Source organism: Pseudofrankia sp. DC12 (assembly GCF_000966285.1).
Lineage (GTDB): Bacteria > Actinomycetota > Actinomycetes > Frankiales > Frankiaceae > Pseudofrankia.
Genome location: NZ_KQ031391.1, coordinates 4,656,497 through 4,681,498, shown reverse-complemented (window position 1 = coordinate 4,681,498; position 25,002 = coordinate 4,656,497). Strand labels below are relative to the sequence as shown.

General features: G+C 71.8%; 19 protein-coding genes. 7 read left to right on the top strand and 12 right to left on the bottom strand.

What is annotated here, in order from left to right:
- Window positions 1-67: 67 nt before the first annotated feature.
- The 7 genes from FRADC12_RS18835 to FRADC12_RS18805 form a co-directional block, all read right to left on the bottom strand.
- Window positions 68-1,072 carry an ABC transporter permease gene (locus tag FRADC12_RS18835; RefSeq protein ID WP_232303889.1) on the bottom strand — a complete coding sequence of 335 codons (1,005 nt, stop codon included), beginning with the start codon at window positions 1,070-1,072 and terminating at the stop codon, window positions 68-70.
- Window positions 1,069-2,043, bottom strand: coding sequence for an ABC transporter ATP-binding protein (locus FRADC12_RS18830; RefSeq protein ID WP_084010982.1), 975 nt, complete (start codon window positions 2,041-2,043; stop codon window positions 1,069-1,071). Before FRADC12_RS18830 ends, FRADC12_RS18835 begins: the two co-directional genes overlap by 4 nt.
- Complete coding sequence (locus FRADC12_RS18825) at window positions 2,040-3,062, bottom strand: ABC transporter permease (protein WP_084010980.1); 1,023 nt, start codon at window positions 3,060-3,062, stop codon at window positions 2,040-2,042. The genes FRADC12_RS18830 and FRADC12_RS18825 overlap by 4 nt, the downstream gene beginning before the upstream one ends.
- On the bottom strand, window positions 3,059-4,111 hold the full coding sequence (locus FRADC12_RS18820) for a TIGR03842 family LLM class F420-dependent oxidoreductase (RefSeq protein WP_045877625.1): 1,053 nt from the start codon (window positions 4,109-4,111) through the stop codon (window positions 3,059-3,061). Before FRADC12_RS18820 ends, FRADC12_RS18825 begins: the two co-directional genes overlap by 4 nt.
- 575 nt (window positions 4,112-4,686) lie before the next feature.
- A complete protein-coding gene (locus tag FRADC12_RS18815; protein WP_045877624.1) occupies window positions 4,687-6,177 on the bottom strand; it encodes a CoA-acylating methylmalonate-semialdehyde dehydrogenase in 1,491 nt (496 codons plus the stop codon).
- A gap of 273 nt (window positions 6,178-6,450) precedes the next feature.
- The gene (gene hydA, locus FRADC12_RS18810) at window positions 6,451-7,872 is read right to left on the bottom strand and encodes a dihydropyrimidinase (RefSeq protein WP_045877623.1); all 1,422 of its coding nucleotides are present in this window, start codon (window positions 7,870-7,872) and stop codon (window positions 6,451-6,453) included.
- Window positions 7,873-8,120: 248 nt separating this feature from the next.
- Window positions 8,121-8,960 carry a nitrilase-related carbon-nitrogen hydrolase gene (locus FRADC12_RS18805; RefSeq protein ID WP_045877622.1) on the bottom strand — a complete coding sequence of 280 codons (840 nt, stop codon included), beginning with the start codon at window positions 8,958-8,960 and terminating at the stop codon, window positions 8,121-8,123.
- A gap of 285 nt (window positions 8,961-9,245) precedes the next feature.
- Between FRADC12_RS18805 and FRADC12_RS18800 the strand changes: the two genes are divergently transcribed.
- The 3 genes from FRADC12_RS18800 to FRADC12_RS18790 all read left to right on the top strand — a co-directional run bounded on the left by FRADC12_RS18800 (window position 9,246) and on the right by FRADC12_RS18790 (window position 13,105).
- Window positions 9,246-10,586: an aminotransferase-like domain-containing protein gene (locus tag FRADC12_RS18800; protein WP_045877621.1), complete on the top strand. Its 1,341-nt coding sequence runs from the start codon at window positions 9,246-9,248 to the stop codon at window positions 10,584-10,586.
- Window positions 10,587-10,776: 190 nt separating this feature from the next.
- Complete coding sequence (locus tag FRADC12_RS18795; protein WP_045877620.1) at window positions 10,777-12,561, top strand: ATP-binding protein; 1,785 nt, start codon at window positions 10,777-10,779, stop codon at window positions 12,559-12,561.
- An 82-nt stretch (window positions 12,562-12,643) separates the two neighbouring features.
- The gene (locus FRADC12_RS18790) at window positions 12,644-13,105 is read left to right on the top strand and encodes a nitroreductase family deazaflavin-dependent oxidoreductase (protein ID WP_045879844.1); all 462 of its coding nucleotides are present in this window, start codon (window positions 12,644-12,646) and stop codon (window positions 13,103-13,105) included.
- Between the two features lie 182 nt (window positions 13,106-13,287).
- Here the strand turns inward: FRADC12_RS18790 and FRADC12_RS18785 are convergent, their stop codons facing one another.
- Window positions 13,288-14,748 carry an ATP-binding protein gene (locus FRADC12_RS18785; RefSeq protein WP_232303888.1) on the bottom strand — a complete coding sequence of 487 codons (1,461 nt, stop codon included), beginning with the start codon at window positions 14,746-14,748 and terminating at the stop codon, window positions 13,288-13,290.
- An 86-nt stretch (window positions 14,749-14,834) separates the two neighbouring features.
- Entirely contained in the window at window positions 14,835-16,784 is a 1,950-nt protein-coding gene (locus FRADC12_RS18780; RefSeq protein WP_084010978.1) for an FAD-dependent oxidoreductase, read from the bottom strand.
- A gap of 463 nt (window positions 16,785-17,247) precedes the next feature.
- Between FRADC12_RS18780 and aqpZ the strand changes: the two genes are divergently transcribed.
- Window positions 17,248-18,267, top strand: a complete 1,020-nt coding sequence (gene aqpZ / locus FRADC12_RS18775; protein ID WP_045877619.1) for an aquaporin Z — start codon at window positions 17,248-17,250, stop codon at window positions 18,265-18,267.
- A gap of 98 nt (window positions 18,268-18,365) precedes the next feature.
- On the opposite strand, the gene FRADC12_RS18770 is transcribed toward aqpZ, so the two are convergent.
- A complete protein-coding gene (locus FRADC12_RS18770) occupies window positions 18,366-19,223 on the bottom strand; it encodes a metallophosphoesterase (protein ID WP_045877618.1) in 858 nt (285 codons plus the stop codon).
- A gap of 195 nt (window positions 19,224-19,418) precedes the next feature.
- On the opposite strand from FRADC12_RS18770, the gene FRADC12_RS18765 reads away from it, so the two are divergent.
- Window positions 19,419-20,192 carry a hypothetical protein gene (locus FRADC12_RS18765; protein ID WP_045877617.1) on the top strand — a complete coding sequence of 258 codons (774 nt, stop codon included), beginning with the start codon at window positions 19,419-19,421 and terminating at the stop codon, window positions 20,190-20,192.
- A gap of 39 nt (window positions 20,193-20,231) precedes the next feature.
- On the opposite strand, the gene FRADC12_RS28565 is transcribed toward FRADC12_RS18765, so the two are convergent.
- Window positions 20,232-22,424, bottom strand: coding sequence for a WD40 repeat domain-containing serine/threonine-protein kinase (locus FRADC12_RS28565; protein WP_052711002.1), 2,193 nt, complete (start codon window positions 22,422-22,424; stop codon window positions 20,232-20,234).
- Window positions 22,425-22,776: 352 nt separating this feature from the next.
- Here FRADC12_RS28565 and FRADC12_RS18755 point away from each other — a divergent pair, with 352 nt between their 5' ends.
- Window positions 22,777-23,058: a DUF397 domain-containing protein gene (locus FRADC12_RS18755; RefSeq protein ID WP_084010974.1), complete on the top strand. Its 282-nt coding sequence runs from the start codon at window positions 22,777-22,779 to the stop codon at window positions 23,056-23,058.
- 32 nt (window positions 23,059-23,090) lie between these two features.
- Here FRADC12_RS18755 and FRADC12_RS18750 read toward each other — a convergent pair whose 3' ends face one another.
- Window positions 23,091-24,281, bottom strand: coding sequence for a protein kinase family protein (locus tag FRADC12_RS18750; protein WP_045877616.1), 1,191 nt, complete (start codon window positions 24,279-24,281; stop codon window positions 23,091-23,093).
- 417 nt (window positions 24,282-24,698) lie between these two features.
- Here FRADC12_RS18750 and FRADC12_RS18745 point away from each other — a divergent pair, with 417 nt between their 5' ends.
- Window positions 24,699-24,986: a DUF397 domain-containing protein gene (locus FRADC12_RS18745; protein ID WP_084010972.1), complete on the top strand. Its 288-nt coding sequence runs from the start codon at window positions 24,699-24,701 to the stop codon at window positions 24,984-24,986.
- Window positions 24,987-25,002 lie beyond the last annotated feature (16 nt).

Here is a 25,002-nt window from a genome sequence, read left to right as displayed (position 1 = left end):
CCGACGAACCGGATGTCCACGGGCAACGCCGCCCGCCTGGCGGCCCGGTTCGCCGCTTGTCTGCCGCCTATGCCCGTTGGCGCCCGTCCGTCGCCGCTGCCTGTTCGGTCGTGCCGTCGGCCGGGCCGGCCGCCGCCGCCGCGGAGCCGGCCGCCGCCGCCGCGGAGCCGGCCGCCGCCGCGGCGGGACGGCCGCCCGCCGAGCCGCCCCGGCGTGACCAGCCGGCCGAGCCACCCCGCCGCCACGGGGTCGCGAGCCACTCCAGGAGCCCGGCGACGAGGTAGACGGCGAGCCCGAGCACACAGGCCGCGGCCACGAAGGCCCAGGCCCGGGGATAGGCGGTGTTCGACGCCGCCGAGGTGATCCGGGAGCCGAGCCCGTTCTGCCGGCCGCCGAAGTACTCGGACACCACCGCCGCGATCACCGCCAGCGACGACGCCAGCCGGAAGCCGGTGAAGATGTAGGGGACGGCCCCGGGAAGCTGGACCGTCCGGGCGAACCGCCACGGCCCGACGGCCAGCGAGCGCATCAGCTCGCGCTGCACGTCCGGCACCTGGCGCAGCCCCCGCACAGTGTTCACGAACACCGGGAAGAAGACCACGATCGCGACCACCAGGCGGCGTGGCACCGCGGAGGTCGTCGAGAACATCGTGTTGAACAGCGGGGCCAGCGCGATGATCGGAACGGCGTTCATCGCCGCCGCGAGCGGCCCGAGCAGCCCGTCGACGATCTTCGACCTGGCGGCCACCACCGCCCCGAGCAGGCCGGCGACCAGGCCGACCACCAGACCGACGACCGCGTTCGCCCCGGTCGCCCGCGACGTCTGGACGATGACCCGGAAGCTGTGCCGGAACTGCGTCCAGATCTCCGACGGCGCGGGCAGCAGGTAGGGCTGGATGTGGTAGGCCCGCACGTAGCCCTCCCACGCCGTGATCCCGACGACGCCTACCACCACCGGCGGCAGGACGACGGCCAGGCGGCCCTTGGACCATCGGCCGAGACGCGTGGCGTGACGGGTACGCCCGGCCGGCGTGGCGCCGGTGTCCAGCGCCGGCGCGCCCGTCGGGCTCACGTCCCGCCTCCGGCCCGCAGCGCCTCGCGCACCGCGGTCACCGCGGCGAAGAAGGCGGCCTGTTCGCGCACGTCGTCGGCGTCCGCGGCGGTCGGCCCGCCGGTCTCCCCCGGCGGCGCCGGCTCGCCCTCGCCGCCGCGACCGGGCCCGAGCCGGCCGGGCAGGTCGACGTCGATGATGTCCGTGATCCGGCCGGGCCGCGGCGACATCACCGCCACCCGGTCGGAGAGGAACACCGCCTCCGGGATCGAGTGGGTGACCAGGATGACCGTGGTCCCGGTCTCGTGGCGAATCCGGGCCAGCTCACTCTGCATCCGCTCGCGGGTCATCTCGTCCAGCGCGCCGAACGGCTCGTCGAGCAGCAGCAACGGCGGGCGTTCGGCCAGGGCTCGAGCGATCGCCACCCGCTGCTGCATGCCGCCGGAAAGCTGGGCCGGCCAGTGCCCGGCGAAGTCGCTGAGGCCGACCAGGTCGAGCAGTTCGCGGGCGCGGGCCCGGCGGTCCTTCCTGCCCACGCCGTGCACCTGCAGGGGCAGCTCGACGTTGCCGGCGACCGTACGCCACTCCAGCAGCCCCGCCTGCTGGAACGCGATGCCGTACCGCTGGGCGGCCCGGGCGGCCGGGGCCGGCTCGCCGAAGACCCGCACCTCGCCCCGCGTCGGCTCGACGAGGTCGGCGACCAGGCGCAGCAGCGTCGACTTGCCGCAGCCGGACGGGCCGATCAGCGAGACGAACTCGCCGGTGGCCACCGTCAGGTCGATGCCGGCGAGGGCGACGGTCGCCCCACCACCGGCCACCGGGAAGACCTTGTCGACGCCGCGCACCGCGACGGCCGGCACCGCGGTCGCCGGGCTCGCCTCGCTGGCTGGCCGGTCCCGCTCGCGGGGCGGCGGCGGGTCCGTCTCGGGCGGGCCGGGGCTGCCCTGGACCGCGGCCGATCCGGAGGGTCCGCCGGCGGGTCGCGCGGTCATGTCGTCACCTTCTGGGTCTTCGGGGCGTTACCAACGGTCGGCGGCGCCGAGACGGCCGCGCCCCGCCGCGCCTGGCCCGGCCGCCAGGTCAGCGCGATCTCGACCAGCGAGACCAGCCCGGCCACGAGCAGGCCGGTGACCGCCGCGCCGAGCACGGCGTCGTAGAGCTTGGTCGAGTCGCTGGTCGCGGACTGGGAGTAGGCGATGATCAGGCGCCCGACGCCGCCGTCGGTGCCGGTGGAGATCTCCGCCACGATGGCGCCGATCACCGCCGAGGCGGCGGCCAGCCGCAGCGCCGGCAGCAGGAACGGGACCGCCGCGGGCAGCCGCAGCCGCAGCAGCGTCTGCCGCCAGGACGCGGCGTAGCTGCGCATCAGCTCGACCGAGCTGGCCGCGGGCGACTGCAGGCCGCGCAGCATCCCGACCGCGACCGGGAAGAACGCCAGGTAGGCGGCGATCAGGGCCACGGTCATCCAGTCCTGCCAGCGCAGCCCGCCCAGGTGCAGCTGGCCGCTCCAGCCGGCGACGAGCGGCGCCAGCGCGATCAGCGGCACGGTCTGGCTGGCGATGATGTACGGCAGCAGCCCGCGCTCGACGATGCGCAGCCGGGTCATCAGGACCGCGAGCAGCACCCCGACGACGACGCCGGCCAGCAGGCCCGCCAGCGCCACCCGCAGCGTGTACCAGATGCCCTTGAGCACGGCCATCCCGACGGTCTGGCTGCCGTCGAGGGCGACCTCCTGGTGCCCGAGCTGCGCCAGGACCGACCAGACGTGCGGCATGGAGACGTCGTCGTTGCGCGGCAGCACCGGCACACCGAGAACCCGGCCGCCGTGCGGCGAGCCGACGAGCTTGTACAGCTCCCAGACCACGCAGACCAGCACCACCGCCAGGACCGCGAGCCCGGCGCGGCGCAGCCGTTCGCCCCAGCCGCCGGCGGCGGGTCCGGACGGCGCGACGTCCGCGAGGCCGAGCGCCGCGGTGGCGGCCGACTCGTCGACGGAGGCTGTGATCGTCATGGCGCCTCGGGAGCGGCCGGGGCCTTCGCCCGGATGTGCTCGGCGATCGCGGGGATCACCTGCTCGCCGTACGCCTCCAGGGTCGCCACCTTGGCGTCGTGCTGCAGGTAGACGGCGAACTGGTCGACGCCGAGCGCGGCCAGCTCCGTCAGCCGCCGGACGTGCGCCTCGGCCGGCCCGAGCAGGCAGAACCGGTCGACGATCTCGTCCGGGACGAACGTGGTGTGGGTGTTCCCGGCGCGGCCGTGCTCGTTGTAGTCGTAGCCCGTCCGGCCCTCGATGTACGACGTGAGCGCGGCCGGGATGGCCGAGCCGCCTGCGCCGTAGCGCGCGACGAGGTCGGCCACGTGGTTGCCGACCATGCCGCCGAACCAGCGGCACTGGTCGCGCTGGTGGGCCATCGACGCGGCGTCCCCCGGCCCGACGTAGGCGGGCGCGGCGACGCAGATCTTCACGGCGGCCGGGTCGCGGCCGGCGGCGGCCGCCGCGGTGCGCACGGCGTCGATCGTCCAGGCGGTGATGTCCGGGTCGGCGAGCTGCAGGATGAAGCCGTCGCCGATCTCGCCGGTCAGCGCCAGCGCCTTCGGCCCGTAGCCGGCGATCCAGATGTCCAGCCGGGAGTCGAGGCCCCACGGGAAACGCAGCTTCGTGCCGTTGACCTCGGCCTCGCGGCCGTTCGCCAGCTCGCGGACGACGCCGACGCAGTCCCGCAGCGTCGCGAGCGTGGTCGGCTTGCCGTTCAGGACGCGGACGGCGGAGTCACCCCGCCCGATGCCGCAGATCGTCCGGTTGCCGTACATCTCGTTGAGCGTGGCGAACAGCGACGCCGTCACCGTCCAGTCCCGGGTCGCCGGGTTGGTGACCATCGGCCCGACGACGACCTTGCGGGTCGCGGCCAGGATCTGGCTGTAGATGACGAACGGCTCCTCCCACAGCAGGTGGGAGTCGAACGTCCACACGTGCGAGAAGCCGAGCGTCTCGGCCTGGCGGGCGAGCTCCACCACCCGGGAGGCCGGCGGGTTCGTCTGCAGCACAACACCGATGTCCATATCCCGCTGTACCTCCTTGTTCGCGGCGCTGTGACATTGGTTCGCGGCGTCCGGGCACTGTGACTTTCGGTTCGCGGCGTCCGGGCGCCGCCCTCCGCCGCGAACGGGACTTCGCTCCGTCGGGTGGGCCAGTCAGGCCCCTTCGCTTCGCTCGGGGCCTGCTGGACCACCCGACTACGCGAAGTCGCTGGGTACCGGCCTCCCCGTTCCCTCCCTACCTACCTCCGCTTCTACCTACCTCCGCCCCACGGCTTCGCCTAGTCCGGTGGGCCTGCTGGACCACCCGACTACGCGAAGTCGCTGGCCCCCGCTACCTACCTCGATCTCTCCACTCGACCCCAAGGCTTCGCGCGGTCCGGTGGGGCGACAGAGGCGAGCGAAGCGACCTAACCGTTGCCTGTGCCCCAAGGCTTCGCGTAGTCCGGTGGGCCAGCAGGCGCGAGCGAAGCGAAGTGCCTGACTGGCCCACCGGACGGAGCGGAGCTCGTTCGCGGCGGAGACGCGAGCCGGAGGTCCCAACCGCAGCGAAGCAAGGTTGGGGCCGGAGGCTCGCGCCCGGACGCCGCGAACCAAAGTCATCTCGTCCGGGGAAAGCCGAGCTCCACCGAGCTCGTCGCCGGGTCGGGCCAGCGGGTGGTGACGACCTTCGTCTTGGTGTAGAACCTGATCCCGTCCGGCCCGTACATGTGCAGGTCGCCGAACAGCGAGGCCTTCCAGCCGCCGAAGCTGTAGTACGAGACCGGCACCGGGATCGGCACGTTGACGCCGACCATGCCGGCCTGGACGTCGAAGGTGAACCGGCGCGCGGCACCGCCGTCCCGGGTGTAGATCGCGACGCCGTTGCCGTACGGGTTGTCCTCGACGAGCTTCACCGCCTCGGTGTAGGTCTCACAGCGCACCACCGCGAGGACCGGGCCGAAGATCTCGTCGGTGTAGACCGTGCTGGTCGTCGACACGTTGTCGATCAGACTCGGGGCGAGGAAGAAGCCGGGGCCTGACGAGATCGGGTCGTCGCGGCCGTCGATGACGAGGGTGGCGCCGTCGGTCTTGGCGGTTTCCAGGTAGCCGGCGACCCGGTCGCGGGCCTCGCGGGTGATGACCGGGCCCATCTCGCTGTCCGGGTCGATGCCCGGGCCAACCTTGATCTTGCGGACCCGCTCGGCGATCGCCTCGACCAGCGGGTCGGCGCAGTCACCGACCGCGGCGACGACGGAGACCGCCATGCAGCGCTCGCCAGCCGAGCCGTAGCCAGCCGAGACAGCGGCGTCGGCCGCGGCCGCGATGTCCGCGTCCGGCAGCACGATCATGTGGTTCTTCGCGCCGCCGAGGGCCTGCACCCGCTTGCCGGCCGCGGTGCCCGTCTCGTAGACGTAGCGGGCGATCGGGGTCGAGCCGACGAAGCTGAGCGCCTCGACGTCCGGGTGGGTGAGCAGCGTGTCGACGGCGAGCTTGTCGCCCTGGAGCACGGTGAACACACCGTCCGGCACGCCGGCCTGGGCGAGCAGCTCGGCGAGCAGCAGCGACGCCGACGGGTCACGCTCCGACGGCTTGAGGATGAACGCGTTGCCGCAGGCCAGAGCGTTCGACAGCATCCACAGCGGGACCATCGCCGGGAAGTTGAACGGGGTGATGCCCGCGACGACGCCCAGCGGCTGGCGGATCTCGTGGACATCGACGCCGGTCGACACCTGCTCGGAGAAGCCGCCGCGCAGCAGGCTCGGCGCGCCGCAGGCGAACTCGACGTTCTCCAGGCCGCGCGCGATCTCGCCGAGCGCGTCGTCGACGGTCTTGCCGTGCTCGGCGGTGATGAGCTTCGCGAGCTCGGTCCGGTTGGCGTACAGCAGCTCACGGAACCGGAACATCACCTCGGCCCGGCGGCCGAGGCCGGTGCTGCGCCAGCCGGTGAACGCCGTCTTGGCGCTCGCGACCGCCGCGTTGATCTCCTCAAGGCTCGCCAAGGCGACCTGCGCGGCCTGCTCACCGGTCGCCGGGTTCCACACCGGCCCGAACCGGCCGGAGCCACCCGCCGCCGCCTTGCCATCGATCCAGTGCCCGATTTCCCGCATGGTGACCTCTCCCGGTGCCGTTCGTCCTGACACGCCTATCCTGGCCGGCGTCGCCCGCACCACCAAACTGAGTGCTTACTTAGCTAACTTCGTATCCGCTCCTTCGCCGTCACGCAGGGGTTGTGGGGCAGGGCGCCGAGCGCCCTACCTGTCGGGCGCTGCGCGCCCTCCAAACGCTTGTCCCGCCAGAGCCCTGCAGTCCGTGGTCCGCGTTCGACGAGCCCGGTTTCTTGGCTGGCATGGGCTGTGACCTATCTCCCACGGCCGAACGGGTCAACGCAGGTACTGGGAGAGTCCGCGGCGCAGGAACTGGCCGTGGCCGGAGCGGCCGTGGAAGGCGCCGTCCGCGACGACGACGCTGCCCCGGGACAGCACTGTCTCGACCTTCCCGGCGATCTCAAAGCCCTCCCAGGCCGAATGGTCGATGTTCATGTGATGCGTGGCCGCGCTGATCGTGGTCGTCGCCCGAGGGTCGTAGAGCACGATGTCCGCGTCCGAGCCGGGCTGGATCACGCCCTTCTTCGGGTAGAGGCCGAACATCCGGGCTGGCGTCGTCGAACAGGTCTCGACCCAGCGTTCCAGCGGGAGCTTCCCGGTGGCGACGCCCTGGTAGACGAGGTCCATCCGGTGCTCCACCGTCCCGATCCCGTTCGGGATCTTGGTGAAGTTCCCGCGCCCGAGCTCCTTCTGGTCCTTGAAGCAGAACGGGCAGTGGTCGGTGGAGACGACCGCGAGGTCGTCGGTGCGCAGGCCGCGCCACAGGTCGTCACGATGTGTCCTGTCAGAGTGCGGCTCCCCGCGCGGGCGCAGCGGCGGCGAGGCCACCCACTTCGCCCCCTCGAAGCCGGGTGCGCCGAGCTGGTCCTCCAGGGTGAGGTACAGGTACTGCGGGCAGGTCTCGGCGAACACGTTGCGCCCCGCGGACCGGGCCGCCGAGACGTGCGCCAGCGCCTCGGACGCCGACATGTGGACGAAGTACAGCGGAGTGTTCCCGGCGACCTGGGCGAGCACCGCGGCCCGGTGGGTCGCCTCGCCTTCCAGCGCCGAGGGCCGGGTGATGCCGTGGTAGACCGGGCCGGTCTGGCCGCGGGCGACGGCCTGGGCGGCGAGCACGTCGATCGCGATGCCGTTCTCGGCGTGCATCATGATCAGCGCGCCGTTGTCGGTCGCCTTCTGCATCGCCCGCAGGATCTGGCCGTCGTCGCTGTAGAAGACGCCCGGGTAGGCCATGAACAGCTTGAAGCTGGTGATCCCCTCGTGCGCCACGAGGTAGTCCATGGCCTTGAGCGCCTCGTCGTCGACCCCACCCATGATCATGTGGAAGCCGTAGTCGATCGCGCAGTTGCCGTCCGCCAGCTCGTGCCAGACGGCCAGCCCGTCCTGGACGACCTCACCGGTGCGCTGCACGGCGAAGTCGATGATCGTGGTCGTGCCGCCCCAGGCCGCCGCCGCCGTGCCGGACGCGAAGTCGTCCGAGGCGAACGTGCCACCGAACGGCAGCTTCATGTGGGTGTGCACGTCCACCCCACCGGGGACGACGTACTTCCCGGTCGCGTCGAGCACCGTGTCGGCGGTGACACCGGCCGCTGCGCCCGGCGCGTAGAGCGCGGCGATGGTCTCGCCGTCAATGAGCACGTCCTGCGGGGTCGCGCCCAGCGGGCCCACGACGGTCCCACCGGTGATCAGCGTCTTCATCGAGGCTCTTCCTTCTCTGGTTCGCTCCGTCCGGGCGCGGCCCTCCGGCCCCTTGCTCGCTTCGCTCCCAAGGGACCTCCGGGCCGCGTCCTCCTCCGCGAACGTGCCCTCCGGCGACCTCCGCTGCGGCCCGGCCCCTTCGCTTCGCTCGGGGCCGGGCCTCCGCGGAGGCCCGCCTCCGGGCCAGCTCGGTTACGAACACGTGAACGTCGCGGACGGTCCAGGAGGATAGGAACGGGAGCAGTTCGTCAGGGGGCCGTCAGGTCGCCGTACTGGTCGGGGCGGCGGTCACGGTAGAAGGCCCACCGGTTGCGCACGGTCGTCAGCAGCTCCAGGTCCAGGTCGCGGACCATCAGCTCGGGCTCGTACGGGTCGCCGGTCCCGTTGACGAACTGGCCCTCGGGGTCGACGAAGTACGAGGTGCCGTAGAAGTCGTCATCGCCGAGGTCCTCGACGCCGACCCGGTTGATCGCGCCGATGAAGTACTCGTTCGCGACGGCCGCCGCCGGCTGCTCCAGCTTCCAGAGGTAGTTCGAGAGGCCGCGCGAGGTCGCCGACGGGTTGAAGACCAGCTCGGCGCCGTTGAGCCCGAGCGCCCGCCAGCCCTCCGGGAAGTGCCGGTCGTAGCAGATGTAGACGCCGACCCGGCCGACCGCGGTGTTGAACACCGGGTAGCCGAGGTTGCCCGGCCGGAAGTAGTACTTCTCCCAGAACCCGGGCGTGTGCGGGATGTGCGTCTTGCGGTACTTGCCGAGGTACGTCCCGTCGGCGTCGATGACCGCGGCCGTGTTGTAGAGGACGCCCGGCTGCTCCTGCTCGTAGACCGGCAGCACCAGCACGACGCCGAGCTCGGCGCACAGCGCCTGGAACCGCTCGACCGTCGGGCCGGGCACGGACTCGGCGTACTCGTAGTACACCGGGTCCTGCACCTGGCAGAAGTACGGGCCGTAGAACAGCTCCTGGAAGCACATGACCTTGGCGCCCTGCTCGGCGGCCGAGCGCAGGTAGTCCTCGTGCGCCTTGATCATGGATTCCTTGTCGCCCGTCCACTTCGCCTGGACGAGCGCCGCGCGGATCACCCTGCTCATCGCTGCTCTCCCCTCCGCGGACCTGACGCACGACCTAGGACTCGTCGGCGCGCCTGGCGCCCTGAGAGTCCCCACCGAGACTCTCAGCGTCCGGACAGTCGTGCCCACCACGCTGGCGTCCGCCTCGCCGCCAACCTGAACGACCCTGCTCAGCGACCAGGACTGACCAGGTAAGCGGGGTTTGCGTGACCGAAGACTACTGTCACACTGGAGGCCGGACAATCGCCTTTCTGTTTCATTTTGTTACGCGGCGTTGCGAGTTGTTTCAGGCGAGGGAGGGGGGCCATGCTCGACACGATCACCGCGGCGATCGAGGATCGGTCCCCACGCGGCATCGCGGGCAGCGTCAGCCGCCTGGTCATGGCCGGCGTGCTGCCAGCCGGGACCCGGCTGCCGACCGTCCGGGAGCTCGCCACGGAGCTCGGCATCAGCCCGACCACCGTCAGCCAGGCCTGGCGCACGCTGGCCCGGGCCGGCGTGATCTCCCCGCGGGGCCGGTCCGGCACATTCGTGCTAGCAGGCCCGCCCGCCGCGGCCGACCCGCGCCGCTACCGCCGGATCACCCGCAGCCCCGGCCGGCTGCCGCACGACTACTCCACCGGAACGCCCGACGCCGCGTTACTGCCGGATCTCGCGCCCGTGCTCGGCCGCGTCGCCCAGGGCGGCAACCTGACCGCGAGCTACCTGGACGACCCGGTGCTGCCCGCGCTGGAGAAGGCGCTGCGAGTTCGCTGGCCCTTCCCGCCGGCCGCGCTGACCGTCGTGGACGGCGCCATGGACGGGCTCGACCGGGTGACCAGGGAGCTGGTCGGCTTCGGCGGCCGGGTGCTCGTCGAGAATCCCTGCTTCCCGCCGCTGCTGGACCTGCTGGACGTGGTCGGCGCCGAGGTGGTCGCGCTGCCGCTGGACGACGAGGGCGTCCGGCCCGAGGCACTGGGCGCCGCCCTGGGCGCCGCGAACGGCACGCAGCCGGTCGCGCTCTACTTACAACCGCGGGCGCACAACCCGACCGGCGTGAGCATGACCGCGCGCCGCGCCGAGCAGCTGGCGGCCCTGCTCACCGGCCGCGGCGTCACCATCGTGGAGGACGACCACAGCGGCGACGTCGCCACCGCGCGGCCGACCAGCCTCGGCCAGCACCTGCCCGACTCGACCGTCCACATCCGCAGCTTCTCGAAGAGCCACGGCCCGGACCTCCGGCTGGCCGCGGTCGGCGGCGTCGAGCCGGTGGTCACCGGCCTGGCAACCCGCCGGATGCTCGGTCCCGGCTGGTCGAGCCGCCTGCTGCAGGCCGTCCTCGCCGAGCTCCTCGGCGACGAGGAGACCGAGCGCGCCCTGGCCCACGCCCGCGCCGTCTACACCCGCCGCCGCGCGGCCATGACCGCCGCCCTCAGCGCCCGCGGCGTCCGCGCCCAGGCCCCCGACGGGATCAACCTCTGGATGGAGGTGGCCGACGAGCAGGTGGCCCTCGTCTCCCTCGCCGCCCGCGGCATCGGCGCCGCCCCCGGCACCCCCTTCGAGGCAGCCCCGCTCGGCTCCCACCACCTGCGCGTCACGGTCGGCCTCATCCCCGACGACGACCTCGAAGCGGTAGCGGAGCTCCTCGCCGAGGCCGCCCGCGGTTGAGAGCCGCTTGAGCGGTCGGGCGCTATTCACCATCGAAACGGCGTCACGCGGGACCGGCGAGTCCAGCTCAAGGGCGATCGGCCACCGTCGTCATCGGCTACCGAACGCCGTCATGCTGCTCATCATGCTACTCCGAGCCCGTCATGCTATCGAGTAGCATGACGGGTCACCGCAGCATGATGAGGTGTCCATGGATCGCGACACGGTGGGCCGGATCCTCGCCGACCTGGCTCGGCTCGGGCGTGACAACTACCGAGTGGAAGTGAAGAAGGCACGCGGTGGGATGCCCACCACGCTCCACGAGACGATCAGCGCGTTCGCGAACGCGGATGGTGGCACGATCATCCTGGGCATCGACGAGAAGGCGTCCTTCGAGGTCACCGGCTTGCTCGATCCAGACGGGGCGCGGGACCGCTTCGTGGGGCTCTGCCGGTCCATGGAACCGGCGATCGCCGCTCCGGTTGACATCGTGGACATGGGTGGTCCAAAGGTGCTCGTGGCGGAGATCCCGGAACTTCCTCGGGAGCATCGACCGTGTCATCTCGCCACGATGGCGCCGTGGGACAGCTCGTTTGTCCGAATGTCGGACGGTGACCGGAAACTGTCAGCCTACGAGGTGCAGATCCTCCTTGAGAATCGGAAGCCTGTCCGGCACGACACGTCCGTGGTGGCCGAGGCATCGGAAGCCGACCTCGATCGGCCACGGGTAGATGCATACCTGGCACGGGTCCGCGAGCAGCGCGGGGTGTTCACTGGGCGAGCGGACGACGAAATTCTCCGCCTCCTCAACGTCCTGCGTGACACCTCGGACGGACCACGACCCACGCTCGCCGGGCTGCTCGCGTTCGGCCGCTACCCCCAGCAGCACCTCCCGCAACTGAACGTGACAGTCACGGTTTTTCCCACGCCAGATCCGACCAAGCCCGGGCCACGCGGCGAGCGGTTCCTGGACAGTCGATCGATCGATGGATCGATCCCCCTGATCGTTCAGGACACCATCGCCCTGCTGAAGCGGCACATGAAGCAGCGGAGCATCATCGCGGGAATTTTCCGGATCGAGGAGTGGGAGTATCCGGAGGAGGTCCTGCGAGAGGTGCTGGTCAATGCCATCGCCCACCGCGACTACTCGTCTTCCGCGCAGGGTGCGCAGGTCCAGGTCGAGCTCTATCCGGACCGGTTGCTCGTCCGCAACCCGGGAGGGCTGTTCGGCCCGCTGAACATCGCGGAGCTCGGACTCGGCACCATTCCGGCGTCGTCCCGCAACCTGGTGCTGCTCAAGATCCTTGAAGACACGCCACTCGAACCGGGACACACCGTCTGCGAAAATCGGGGCACCGGCATCGCTCAGGTCCGTGCCACGCTGAGCAATGCCGGCATGGAGCCAGCACGCTTCGAGGACAACATCGCGACGTTCGCGGTGACGATCCCGAACCACGCGCTGCTCGACGAGCCAACCATCTCCTGGTTGTCGACGATGAACGTCAATGCACTGACCCGAGGGCAGCTGACCGCGCTGGCGCTCGCCCGACGCGGTGAGATCCTGACCAACGTCAGCTACCGTCAGGCGACCGGCGTCGCCGACAGCCGGACGGCGACGGCTCACCTCCGCGAGTTGTGCGATCGCGGTCTGCTGGTGCGGCAGGGCGAGCGAGGCCAGAGCACCTATCGCCTAGCCTCCGGTCGCCTGGCCTCCAGTCGCCTAGCCTCCAGCGAAGGCAGGAGCAAGCCGCGTCAGGAGATCGTACCGGCCCTCGCGCACGAGAGAACCCCGCGGACGCACCGTGACGTGGTCCTCGCGAGTCTGTCCGCCGAGCCGACCAGCCGCCGCGAGATCGTTGATCAGACTGGGCTGACCGACGTTCAGGTTCGCAACGCGCTCGGAAGTCTGCGGCGTGCCCTGCTCGTCGAAATCGTGGGGCCCGCGACGTCGAAGAACGCTCTCTGGCGGCTAAGCGAAGGTCAGTCGGCTTCTTGATGGGTCCGACGCGAGCGTCTGGGTGGAGCACGAACCGGCCCGCGGGCATGGCCGGCGGCCGGACGCGGACGAGAATAGGCCCATGACCTCCTCGACGACACCGACTGACAGCCCCAATGCCTGGGTAGCCGACCACACCCGGAAATACCTGGAGAGTGGTGGTGAGGAAGGGCATCTCTGGCACGGGCCCGACGGGAAGCTGGCCGAGGGTGTGCCGACGCTGCTTCTCACCACGATCGGGCGCCGGTCCGGGCAGCCCAGGCGCACCGCGCTCATCTACGGCCAGGACGGCGACGACTACCTGGTCATCGCCTCGAAGGGTGGCGCGGCCGCGCATCCGCTGTGGTACGAGAACCTGCTCGCGAACCCGGACGTCACCCTGCAGGTGAGGTCGGACAGCTTCGACGCCACGGCCCACACCGCGACGCCCGAGGAGAAGGCCCGGCTGTGGCCGGTGATGGCCAAGGTGTGGCCACCATACGACGACTACCAGAAGAAGACCGACCGCGAGATCCCCGTCGTCATCCTCACCCGCAAGAGCTGACCCGCGGAAGGCCGACGGCGCGAAACCGGTAGTCGCCGGTTGATTGCCGTTTAGCCCTCGGTGGTCGCGGCACCTGATGGTTCACGACCAACGTGGGGGTGAATCCCACTGCCCACACCGGGTCGTCGTCGGTCACGCCCACGAACGGCTGGCGATTCGCCGCCGGCGCCGAGAAGTGCCGGTTAGTCGGGTGGCGTGCGCGGCAGCCGGACCTCGAAACGGGTGTCGCCCGGCCCGGAGTTGCTTACCCGCAAATCACCGTGATGCTTGTTGACGACGATCCGCCAGGAGATGTCCAGGCCGAGGCCGGTGCCCTCGCCCACCGGCTTCGTGGTGAAGAAAGGCTCGAAGATGCGGCCCAGGATGTCGGCGGGAATCCCGGGACCGGTGTCGCCGATCTCGACGAACACCGAACCGTCGTTCTCCCAGGTCCGCAGCGTCAGGGTCCCAGTACCGGCCATCGCGCCGAGCGCGTTGTCGACGAGGTTCGTCCAGACCTGGTTCAGCTCGGCGGCGTAGACGCCGATCGGCGCGATCGACCGGTCGTAGTCCTTGACGACCCGGATGCTGTCGATCTTGCGGGCGAGCATCACCAGCGTGCTGTCGAGCAGCTCGTGCAGGTCGACGGTCTGGAACGGGCCGCGGTCGAGCTGCGAGTACTGCCGGGCGGCGCCGACCAGTGTGGAGACCCGGGTCGTCGAGTCCTCGATCTCGTTCATCAGCAGCTCGGTCTCGACGGTGTAGCCGAGCCAGCGCACCGCGCTGCCCAGGTGCTCGCCGCCGACCAGCTCCGCGACCTGGTCCAGCCACGGGACGTCCAGGCCGGCCTGGACGAAGACCGGCGCGACGTCCCAGCCGAAGCCGATGCCGTGGTCGTCGAACCAGTCGCCGAGCTCGTCCTCGCGGTCGCTCGCCTCCAGCGGGCTGAGCGCCGTCGCCTTCTTGGCGACCCGTTCGGCCGCCTCCTCCTGCAGCCGGATCAGCGTCTGCAGCACGGCCTTGTCGTAGGGCCCGCCGGCGATGAGCCCCAGCTTGTGCCGCATGCCGGCGACCCGCTCGCGCAGCCCGGCCGTCGCCCGCACGGCGGCGGCCGCCGGGTTGTTGAGCTCGTGCGTGAGGCCAGCCGACAGCGCGCCGAGCGCGAGCAGCCGCTCCCGCTGGCTGACCGCCTCCTGGACGTTGCGCATCCCGAAGAACAGGCCCTCCAGCAGGTGGACGGGCATCGGGAACCAGTCCCGCATGAGGAACGAGAACTGCTCCGCGTCCAGCACGAAGAGCCGGGAGCGTCGGGTAGCCCGCATCGACTGCGGATACGTCTGGGGCACCCGGTCACCCAGGTAGGCGTTCCAGGCACCGCCGTAGACACCGCGGTGGCCGGTGCGATTGACCTCGACATCCACGCCACTGACCCGCTTGACGATGGCGACCTCGCCGTCGAGCAGCACGTAGAGGTACCGCGACGGCTCGCCCTCGACGGTCAGGTCCCCCGGCTCGACCTCGACGACCCGGCCGCGCTCGCACAGCCAGCGCAGCTTGTCCTCGTCGAGCTTCTCGAACAGGAAGAGGGTCCGCAGCTCCTCGATGTCGCAGGGCAGCCCCTCGGACACGAGCGTCGGCTCCGGCGAGCTGGCGGCCGCGCTCACAGCGTCCCGAGGTCGCTCCGTCGCCGCGCTCGCTCCGCGGCCGTCCTCGCCCCTCGGACGACCACTCGGCTCGCTCGCTCCTGCGCTCACGAGAGGTAGCGGTGCACGAGCGCGATGGCCATCGCACCCTCGCCGACCGCTGAGGCGACTCGTTTCACGGACTCCGACCGCGCGTCTCCGGCCACGAACACTCCCGGCAGGCTGGTCTCGAGGTGAAAGGGATCCCGTTCCAGGGTCCAGCCGGACGGGCGGCGCCCGTCGGCGACGAGGTCGGGGCCGGCGACGACGAAGCCGTGGCCGTCCCGCTCGACGACGCCGTCGAGCCAGTCGGTCCGCGGCGCCGCGCCGATGAACACGAACAGCCGGCTGGCCGGCACGGACTCGGTGACGCCCGTCCCGCTGTCACGCAAGGTGAGCGCGCTCAGGTGCTCGTCGCCCTCGCCCGCGACCACCTCGGTACAGGTCCGCACGACGATGTTCGGGACCGCGGCGATCTGCTCGATCAGGTAGTGCGACATCGACGCCGTCAGCGACCGCCCGCGGACGAGCATCGTGACCGTCCTGGCGTGCCGCGACAGGTAGACCGCCGCCTGCCCGGCCGAGTTGGCGCCGCCGACGACGTAGATGTCCTCACCGACGCAGCCGGCGGCCTCGGTGAGCGCCGCGCCGTAGTACACGCCACGGCCGGTCAGCTCGGCGAGCCCAGGCGCCGGCAGCTGGCGGTAGGCCACACCGGTCGCCAGCACGACGGTGTGCGCGCGCAGTTCGCCGCCGTCGGCGAACCGGACCGTGCGTGCCGGCCCGTCGGCCCGCAGCTCGACGATCTCACGGGCGGTGATCACCTCGGCCGAGAACCTCACGGCCTGGCGGCGGGCCCGGTCGGTGAGCTGGGCGCCGGACACCCCGTCGGGGAAGCCGAGGTAGTTCTCGATCCTGGAGCTCTGCCCGGCCTGGCCGCCGGTCGCGGTGCGCTCGATCAGCACGGTCCGCAGGCCTTCCGAGGCCGCGTACACCGCCGAGCCGAGCCCGGCCGGGCCACCGCCGATGATGATGACGTCGTAGAAGTTCTCGTCCGGGATGGTGCGCAGGCCCACCTCGGCGGCGATCTGGGCGTCCGTCGGATCGATGAGGGCGGCACCGGCCGGCGTGATGACCACCGGCAGCGCCGCCGCGGCGAGGCTCGACGGCCACGGCGGCCCGTTCGGCGCAGGCCCGTCCAACGGCTCGGACCCGTCCAACAGTCCGGACGCATCCGACAGCCTGGGCCCGTTCGTCGGCACGGACCCGTTCGTCGACACGGACCCGTTCGTCGACACGGACCCGTTCGTCGACACGGACCCGTTCGTCGACACGGACCCGTTCGATGGTGCGGACCCGTTCGATGGCGCGGACACGGCGGCAGGGGCGGCCGCGGCGAGCAGCCGGTGGCCCTCCGGCTCGTCGGCGAGGTACCAGCGGTAGGGCACCTGGTTGCGGGCCAGGAACTCGCGGACCTCGTACGACCGGGCCGACCAGCGGTCACCTACGACCTTGGTCTCGACCACCGCCCGGCGCTCCGAGCGGCACCAGGCGTCGAGCAGCCCGTCGAGGACCGGGTAGAGCTTCTCCTCCGGCGGGTTCCACGGCTTGAGCAGGTAGTGGTCGAGGTCGACGAGGTTGATCGCGTCGATCGCCGCGCTGGTGTCGGCGTAGGCCGTGAGCAGCACCCGCTTGGCGTCGGGATACAGATCCATCGCCTGTTCGAGGAACTCGATGCCGGTGAGACCCGGCATCCGGTAGTCCGCGATCATCACGGAGACCTGGCCGCCGCGCAGCTTCAGCTCGCGCAGTGTGTCCAGTGCCTGCTGGCCCGACTCGGCCCGCAGGATGCGGTAACGCTCGCCGAACCGCCGGCGCAGGTCACGCGCCACCGCCCGGGAGACGCTCGGGTCGTCGTCGACGGTGAGGATCGCGGGCCGCACGGCACCCGACTGTGCCGGTTGCGTGGCTGTACCTGTGACCAGATCGGTTCCGGCCACGGGATCGGTCTCGGTCACGTCAGTGCCCCTGTCAGAGCTGTCCCCAACCCGTCTGCCGTCTGACCAGACTGGCGGCCCACCCCACGACCAGACGGCGAAACGACCGCGGTGCCGCTCAACCGCAGCACCGGTCTTGTTCGAACGGCGATGTTCCTGAACGGCGATGTTCCCCGAAAACGATGTTCCTCAAAACGATGTTCCTCGAACACGCGTGCTCTCAGGATACGTTTCCCCGCTCCGCCGGTCCGGCCGTCGACGGCAACCTCACTGTTCGCCGGACGGCCGCGCAGACCGACGGACCGTCAGCGCTCCGCATACGTCGCCGCGCATCGCGACCGCGGGCGATTGTCCGGGCCGGGCCGGGTATCCCGGCGCGAGACGGCGAGCGACGGCGCACCGCGGCGTCGCGCCACCGGGCCGGCGGCCAGCGGTCGAGAGCCGTCACCGCCGGCGGCCGTGCGACGCGAAGAGGGGGATGGGTATGGCCGTGAAAGCGGGGACGGCCGCGGAAGCGAGAGCGGACGCCGCGAGCAGCACCGAGGAGACCCGGCTACGGGTCAGAAAGCTGGTGGCCGAGGCGATCGGAACCTTCGTCCTGGTCCTCGGCGGTGTCGGCACCGCCGTGCTCGCCGGGGACTTCATGGGGACGCTCGGCGTCGCCCTGGCCTTCGGCCTGACGCTGGTCGTCCTGATGTACGTGATCGGCCCGGTGTCGGGCTGCCACGTCAACCCGGCGGTGACGACAGGCCTCTGCGCCGCCAAGAAGATCGCGCCCAAGGACGCCGCCGCCTACATCGTCGCGCAGTGCGTCGGTGCGATCGTGGCGGCCGGGGCGATCTACCTCATCGCCGACGCGGGGCCGTTCGGCTACTCCGCGAAGACGCAGGGGCTCGGGGCGAACGGGTACGGTCTGCACTCGCCGGCCGGTTTCGGCATGGGCGGGGCGTTCCTCGCCGAGGTGCTGCTCACCGGGCTGCTGGTCTTCACCTGCCTCGGCGCGACGCACATCCAGTCGCCCGTCGGCTTCGCCGGCATCGCGATCGGCTTCGTGCTGGCGGTGTGCAACCTGGTCTCGATTCCGGTCGACAACACGTCGGTGAACCCGGCCCGCAGCCTGGGGCCGGCGGTGTTCGCCGGCGGCTGGGCGCTGAGCCAGCTCTGGCTGTTCATCGTCGCGCCCATCGTCGGCGCGTTGCTGGCCGCGGCCGTGCACCGGGTGCTGCGGCCCGAGCCGGGCGGCCGGCTGTCGACGGCGGCCCGCGCGCTGCCGAGCGAGTCGGAGGCGCGGATCGCGCAGGAGACCGCCCGGCTGATGAGGATGCCGGTAGGTGCCCCGCGGCACCTGGCCGACGGCCGCCAGGCAACCGCCGAGGCGGACGACCACGCCCAGGCCGGCGCCGACCGGCCGCCGGCCGGCTCGGGTCGCGACCGTGACCGGTTCCGCGACCGCAAATGGAACCGGGACCGGGACTGGCCCGGCGGCGACGCCGACGGGAGCTGATCCCATCGGCCGGGACCCGGGTCTCGTCGGCCACGACCCGGGTCCCGGCCGACGGGACCCCGTTCCACGTCGTCACGGCGGCGGGGCCCCGGAGCGGCCTAGGCGGCGGGCATGTCGTGCAGCGGGCGCGTCGGCTGGTGGTAGACGCGCCGCGCGGGAACCCGCAGCTGCTCGCGCTCCGGGTAGCGGACGGCGGTCAGCGCGCCGCCGAAGCAACAGCCGGTGTCGAGGCAAAGGGTGTTGTTCACCCACCGATGCCCGGTGCCCGGGGTATGGCCGTAGAGCACCATCGCCCGGCCCCGGTACTCGTTCGCCCACGGCCGCCGGACCGGGAAGCCGTACTCGTCGCGCTCGCCGGTGGTGTCGCCGAACAGCGCGAAGGCGCGGACCTGGGCCGAGTCGTGGCCGTGGTAGCTCTCCTTCAGGCCGGCGTGCGCCACGACCAGCCGCCCGTCGTCGAGCACGAGGTGCGACCCGAGCCCCGCGCAGAAGGCGAACGCGGCCTCCTGGAACGCCGCCGGCTCCGCGGCCAGCTGTTCGAGGGTCCGCGCCAGGTTCTGGCCGACCTTGGCTGGCCCGCCGGCGCCGGCACCCCCGCCGCCGAGCGCTCGGACCAGCTTGTGCTCGTGGTTTCCGGCGACGGCCAGTGCGTCACCCGCGGCGACCATGCCCATCGCGAGCCGCAGCACCGCCGCCGGGTGGGGGCCGCGGTCGATGAGGTCACCGACGAAGATCACCCGCCGGCCGGCCGGATGCCGGGCGCCGACCGCCCGGCCCGCCGGGTCGCGTCCCAGCTGGTAGCCGAGCAGGCCGAGCAGCTCCTCCAGCTCGTCCGAGCAGCCGTGCACGTCACCGATCACGTCGAACGGGCCGTGTTCGGCACGCCTGTCGACCGGCGCGGGCCTGACGCGGTCGTTGGCCCCGGCGGCCCCGGCCCCGGTACGCGGTTCGGACACGCCGTCATTCTTCCCGGTCGTGCCTGCGGCTTCCCGGGCGGGCATCGGGCGGCCTTCCCGGGCCAGGGCGACCCCGGGAACAGGCTGGGGTACCCGCCACTTCTGGCTGCGTCTTCTTCGATCCCGGTCATGCGCCGTGCAGGATAGGCGAAAAGCGCATGCGTTCCACGCGGGTCAGGGCGGGAGTTCGACGGGATGGCGACCCAGGGGACCGGGGCCCAGCCGGCGGCGGCCCACGAACGCTGGGTCCTGGCCTACGAGCACGGGCCGGCACGGCGCCGGCCGCCGGTGGGCACCCGCCTGGCCGTCGGCCGCTCGCTGGAGATCGGGCGCGAGCGGGAGCTCTCGCTCGGCGTCGAGGTGACGAGTGAGGGCATCTCCCGGGTCGCCGTCGTCGTGACCGCGACCGAGGCGGGCTGGGACCTCGACCTGCGCAACGCCAACGGCGCGACGCTGCACGCCTGGGGCCAGCCGCCGCAGCAGATCTCCGGCCACCAGAGCATCGCCTGGCCCCGGGTGGCGATCCGGTTCCACAACGGGCAGCGGTTCGACCAGCCGCACACGAGCTACCACTGGGTGCTGTTGGAGGCCGACCTGCTCGTCATCACTCCCGCCGGCCCGCGCCCGAGCAGCCGGACGACCAGCGCGACCGTCACCCCCGCGCCGCCGGGCCCGCTGTCCGGGCCGCAGGAGGACGCCGTCCGGACGGTGTTCGAGCCGCTGCTGGTGTGGCCGCCGCGGGTGCCGGCCGAGCCGCTGCAGCTCAAGCAGGTAGCCAGCCGGCTGGGGATCAGCGAGGCGGGCGTGCGGGACCGGCTCGCCCACGCCCACGACCGCGCGTTGCGGCTCGGCCTGCACCACAACGTCGGCCTCAACAATCCCGAGTACCTCTATGTGCTGGTGAGCAACGGCTATCTCGCGGCGCCCACCGGCGGGAACCACCGGGTGGCACTCCCCTGGCTCGAATGACCCGACGGGTGGCTCACCGGCCGGGCCGGGCCTGGCCGGTCAGCGTGCCTGCCACAGCCGCACCGAGTAGTCCCAGCTGCTGCTGGCGAGCGTCCGCCCGTCGGGCGAGAAGGCCACCCCGGTGACCGTGTTGGTGTGACCGAGCAGCGGGGAGCCGATCGGGGTCGGCTGCGTCGGGTCCTGGACGTCCCACAGCCGGACCGTGTCGTCGGCGCCGCCGGCGGCCAGGGTGCGCCCGTCGCGCGTGAACGCCACCGTCCACGCCTCGTTGGGCAGGATCAGCGGGCTGCCCAGCGGGATCGGTGCTGTCGGGTTGGACACGTCCCACAGCCGGACGAGATGGTCGGGGCTGGCGCTGGCGAGGATGTGGCCGTTGGGCGCGAACACCACGCACAGGACCGGCTTCGTATGGGCCACCGTGCTGGAGACGACGACAGGGTTCCGCGGGTTGGACAGGTCGTAGAACCGCATGATGCCGTCGTGGTTGCCGGTGGCCAGGATCCGGCCGTCGCGGGAGAACGCCACCGACCAGACCTGGTTGGGCTCCGTCATCGGCCCGCCCAGCAAGGTCGGGGCCGCCGGGTTCGAGACGTCCCACAGCCGCACCGTGTGGTCGCCGCTGCCGGTCGCCAGGGTCCGCCGGTCCGGCGAGAACGCGAGCGCCCAGACCGGGCCGGTGTCACCGGTCAGGGCCGTCAGGAAGTGTGCCTGCGACGGATGGGACACGTCCCAGAGGCGCACCGTGTGGTCCTCGCCGCTGCTGGCGAGGGTGCGCCCGTCCGGCGAGAACGCCACCGCGTCGACCTTGTCGGTATGGCCGGTCAGGCGTCCCAGGTCGCGCGGCGCCGACAGCCTCGAGACGTCCCACAGGTGCACCGTGCCGTCGTCGCTGCCGCTGGCCAGGGTGCGCCCGTCCGGCGAGAACGCCACCGTCTGGACCCGGTCGGTGTGGCCGACCAGCGGCGTGCCCAGCGCGTGGAAGGGGACGGGCACGGCGATGGAGGGCTGCGGGCCGCCGGCCGCGTTGGCCCTGGAGCCGGACCGGCCGCCGAACTCGACGATCCCCACGACGGTGCCGAGCAGCAGCAGGACCGCAGCGCCGATCACCGCGGGTATCACCCAGGCCCGGCGGCCACGACGCGGGCGTATGGGAGAGGCGGCCGGCGCGGCGCCGGAGAGCCCGGCGTCGTGGTCCCGCCAGACCCGGGTGGCCGCCTCGTCCGTCTGGCGCACGCCCGGCACCGGCTCGGACGTCACCGCGGCCGGTCGGGCTGTCCACGGGTCCCGGCCGTCAGACGGCGCGGTGCCTGTCGGGGGCGGCGGCACGACGTACACGGGCGTCGGGGTGCCGCCCGAGGTGATGGTCTTCTGCGACAGCGTGTCAAGCGCCGCGTCAAGCCAGAGCGCGAGCGAGCCCGTCCTGACCTGCGGTGGAGCCGCGAGCGTGTCCTGGATGTGCTGGATCAGGGCCGGGCGGCGCGCGGTCAGCGGGTTACGGTGCAGCCGTTCGGCGAGCGCCCGCTCGTCGAGCCAGCCCTCCGGCGTCATCGGCAGCCGGGCGCCCAGCAGGACCTGTGCGGTCGTCGCCGCGAAGGCGTACCAGTCGGCCGACGGGGTCGACATCGCGCCGGGGACGCGCATCTCCGGCGCGGCATAGGGCGCGCTGCGCCCGGACGCCCCGGCCGCGTCGGTGAGCCGGGCCAGCCCGAGATCGACCAGCACGGTGCCGCCGTCCTCGCGCACCACGATGTTGGCCGGCTTCACGTCACCATGGGCGACCGGCACGTTGGTCGCCCGGCCGGAGTGCATCTCGTCGAGCGCGCCCGCGACGTTGCGCAGCTTGCGGATCCGGTCGGAGATCCGGGCGTCCGGGTGCTCGTTGTACCACTCCCGCAGCGTCAGGCCCTCGACGAAGTCCATGACGACGTAGCCGGACCGGGTGGCGGTATCCGCGAGACCAGCCCGGTGCTGGTGCGGACCGGTGAACACGTCGGTGACCCGGACCAGCCCAGGGTGGTGCAGCGTGCTCAGCAGCCGGTCGGTCTGCTCCCACTCGGCCTCGTCACCTGGCCGGGCCGGCATGATCTTGATGGCGACCGTGGTACGGCCGGCGGCCGACAGCGGGAGCACCGCCCGCCATACCTCGCCCTCGCCACCCCTGCCCACCTGCTCGACCAGGCGGTACTTGTCGGGATCCGCGGCAGGACCAACCCAGAAGTCGGCGTCAGACAAGGGGTCCCCCGGATGCATGCCGTCGTGTCACGTCTCGGCCGAGGCGGGGCGCCACCGAGAAGGCGCAGGCCCACCGCGCCAAGACGCCCCAGGTCACGCAAGAAGACGACCTCGGCCTCAAAGGTGCGGAAAGCGACGATAACGCCTGCCCACCGGCTGCCGCCAGCCGCAGCGGGCCAGGTCACCCTGCGCCAGCGCAGGCTAGTGATCTTCGAGCGCATCTCGTTTGATCGAGTCGTCCACAGCCACGGCGGCAGTGGGCATCCAGGGCGGCCACCGTCTGGTCGGGGGGCCGGGCGACCACCGTCCGTCACTGGTTCACGAACAACACCCCCGTGAAGGAGGAAGGGGAATGTTGACCGACCTGTCGATCAGCTCTGGTCGGCGCCGGGAGGACGAGGGCGGCCCCACGGCCGCGGCGCCCTGGGTGTGGCGGCGCACCAGCTTCTGCGGGGAGACCAACGCCTGCGTGGACGTCGCGTTCAGGCCCACCGGCGTAGCCGTCCGGGACTCGAAGGACCCGTCCGGGCCGGTGCTGCTGTTCACCACGGCCGAGTGGGCCGGCTTCCTGAGGGGCGTACACAACGGTGAGTTCGAGCTCCCTCGGGGGGAGCTCGCACTACCTGTCTGTTAGCCGGCGGGCTGGCCGCCCCGGCGACGGGGCGGTCAGCCCGACGTCCAGAGCCGGACCGTCGTGTCCCAGCTGCCGCTGACGATGGTGCGCCCGCCCGGCACCCAGGCCACCGAGGACACCAGGTCGCTGTGACCGTCGAGGGTGGCCACCGAGCTCGGCGACCGTGGGTTGGAGAGGTTCCAGACCTGCACCGTCTTGTCCCGGCAGGCGACGGCCACGGTGCCCCCACCGGGCGCGAACACCACCTCCCAGACCTCGTTGTTGAAGCTCTGGCTGCTCAGCAGGCTCTGGCTGGAGACGCTCCACGTCCGCATCGTGGCGTCCATCCCGCCGCTGGCGAGGGTGCGTCGGCCGCGGCGTCGAGCCAGTGGGTCAGCGTGCTGGGCAGCGGCCCAGCCCGGCTGGCCCGGCCGTTCCTCCGGCCGGGCGGCGAGCGTCCGCAGCACGTGGTGGATCAGGGCCGGTCGCCGGCCGGTCAGCTCGTCGCGGTGCAGCAGCTCGGCGAGCGCGGCCTCGTCCAGCCAGCCCTCCTGGGTGGTCGGCAGCTTCTCGCCGAGCAGGACCTGGGCGGTCGTGGCCGCGAAAGCGTACCAGTCGGCCGACGTCGTCGCCATCGCGCCGTGGAGGCGCAGCTCGGGCGCCGCATAGGGCGCGCTGCGCCCGGACACCCCGGTCGCGTCGGTCAGCCGGGCGAGCCCCAGGTCGACCAGCATGGTGCTGCCGTCCCGGTCGACCACGATGTTCGCGGGCTTCACGTCGCCGTGCGCGACCGGCACGGCCGTCAGCCGCCCCGAATGCATCTCGTCCAGCGCCCCGGCGACGTTGCGCAGCTTCCGGATCCGCTCGGAGACCAGCGCCTCCGGGTTCTCGTCGTACCATTCCCGCAGCGTCATGCCCTCGACGAAGTCCATGACCACGTAGCCGAACCGAGTGCTCGGGTCGGCGCCTTCGGCCGGGTGCATCTTCGGCCCGGTGAACACGGCCGTGACGCGGACGAGGCCAGGGTGACGCAACGTGCTGAGCAGCCGGTCCGTCTTTTCCCAGTCCGCCTCGTCACCCGGCCTCGCGGGCATGATCTTCACAGCGACGGTGCCGCGGCCCGCCATCGACAGCTGAAGATGCGCGCGCCACACCTCACCCTCGCCGCCGCCGCCCACGTTCTCGACCAGGCGATATTTGTCGGGCGCCGTGAACGGCCCGACCCAGAAACCGGCGTCAGACATCAGATCCCCCGTGGAAATGCCGTTGTGCTGCTCGGTCCGGGGGCAGCCGGGCCGAGATGTTACTCGGAACGTCAGGGCGACGGCGCCAGTGGCGCAAGACGCGGTGCTCTTCGCCGGCCTGCGGGAGGTGACGATAGCGACACCCGTGCGGCGGCCGCCGTGCGGGATGTGCGCGTCCGCATTGTGTGTCGCCTGGAACCGCGCCGGGCCGGTATTGCCCACGCCGCCATTACTGAGGAAGGTCACCCTGCTCCAGCGCAGGCTAGTGATCTTGACCCGGCTCCCGTTTGATCGAGATGTACACAGCCATGGGGGCCGTGGACACCCGGGACGGCAGCCGTCTCGCTCGGGGGGAGAGAGACGGCTGCCGTCCGGCTGGCTCACGCGAAGCACCCCGTTCGCAGAGGAGGAAGGGGCATGTTGACCAACCAGACGCCCAGTCGCGGACCGCGCCTGGAGGCCGAGGCCGGAGGTGACAGCAAGACGTCGCCGGCCCTGAACTGGCGGCGCACCAGTTTCTGCGGAATCGAGAACTCGTGCGTCGACCTCGCTTTCGAGCCCACCGGTGTCGCGATGCGGGACTCGAAGGATCCAGCCGGGCCGGTGCTGCTGTTCACCACCACCGAGTGGGCGGCTTTTCTCCGTGGCGTACACAACGGCGAGTTCGAGCTCCCTCGGGGGGAGCTCGAAGTTCCGGAGTGCTAGCCGTTCGGTCGGCCGC

What these genes read in the sequence shown, in the direction of transcription:
- FRADC12_RS18815 (WP_045877624.1), bottom strand. Translation starts at nt 6,177, where the DNA reads ATGCGGGAAATCGGGCACTGGATCGATGGCAAGGCGGCGGCGGGTGGC.
- FRADC12_RS18830 (WP_084010982.1), bottom strand. Translation starts at nt 2,043, where the DNA reads ATGACCGCGCGACCCGCCGGCGGACCCTCCGGATCGGCCGCGGTCCAG.
- FRADC12_RS18765 (WP_045877617.1), top strand. Translation starts at nt 19,419, where the DNA reads ATGGCGACCCAGGGGACCGGGGCCCAGCCGGCGGCGGCCCACGAACGC.
- FRADC12_RS18745 (WP_084010972.1), top strand. Translation starts at nt 24,699, where the DNA reads ATGTTGACCAACCAGACGCCCAGTCGCGGACCGCGCCTGGAGGCCGAG.
- FRADC12_RS18795 (WP_045877620.1), top strand. Translation starts at nt 10,777, where the DNA reads ATGGATCGCGACACGGTGGGCCGGATCCTCGCCGACCTGGCTCGGCTC.
- hydA (WP_045877623.1), bottom strand. Translation starts at nt 7,872, where the DNA reads ATGAAGACGCTGATCACCGGTGGGACCGTCGTGGGCCCGCTGGGCGCG.
- FRADC12_RS18805 (WP_045877622.1), bottom strand. Translation starts at nt 8,960, where the DNA reads ATGAGCAGGGTGATCCGCGCGGCGCTCGTCCAGGCGAAGTGGACGGGC.
- FRADC12_RS18755 (WP_084010974.1), top strand. Translation starts at nt 22,777, where the DNA reads ATGTTGACCGACCTGTCGATCAGCTCTGGTCGGCGCCGGGAGGACGAG.
- FRADC12_RS18750 (WP_045877616.1), bottom strand. Translation starts at nt 24,281, where the DNA reads ATGTCTGACGCCGGTTTCTGGGTCGGGCCGTTCACGGCGCCCGACAAA.
- FRADC12_RS18825 (WP_084010980.1), bottom strand. Translation starts at nt 3,062, where the DNA reads ATGACGATCACAGCCTCCGTCGACGAGTCGGCCGCCACCGCGGCGCTC.
- FRADC12_RS18820 (WP_045877625.1), bottom strand. Translation starts at nt 4,111, where the DNA reads ATGGACATCGGTGTTGTGCTGCAGACGAACCCGCCGGCCTCCCGGGTG.
- FRADC12_RS18800 (WP_045877621.1), top strand. Translation starts at nt 9,246, where the DNA reads ATGCTCGACACGATCACCGCGGCGATCGAGGATCGGTCCCCACGCGGC.
- aqpZ (WP_045877619.1), top strand. Translation starts at nt 17,248, where the DNA reads ATGGCCGTGAAAGCGGGGACGGCCGCGGAAGCGAGAGCGGACGCCGCG.
- FRADC12_RS18790 (WP_045879844.1), top strand. Translation starts at nt 12,644, where the DNA reads ATGACCTCCTCGACGACACCGACTGACAGCCCCAATGCCTGGGTAGCC.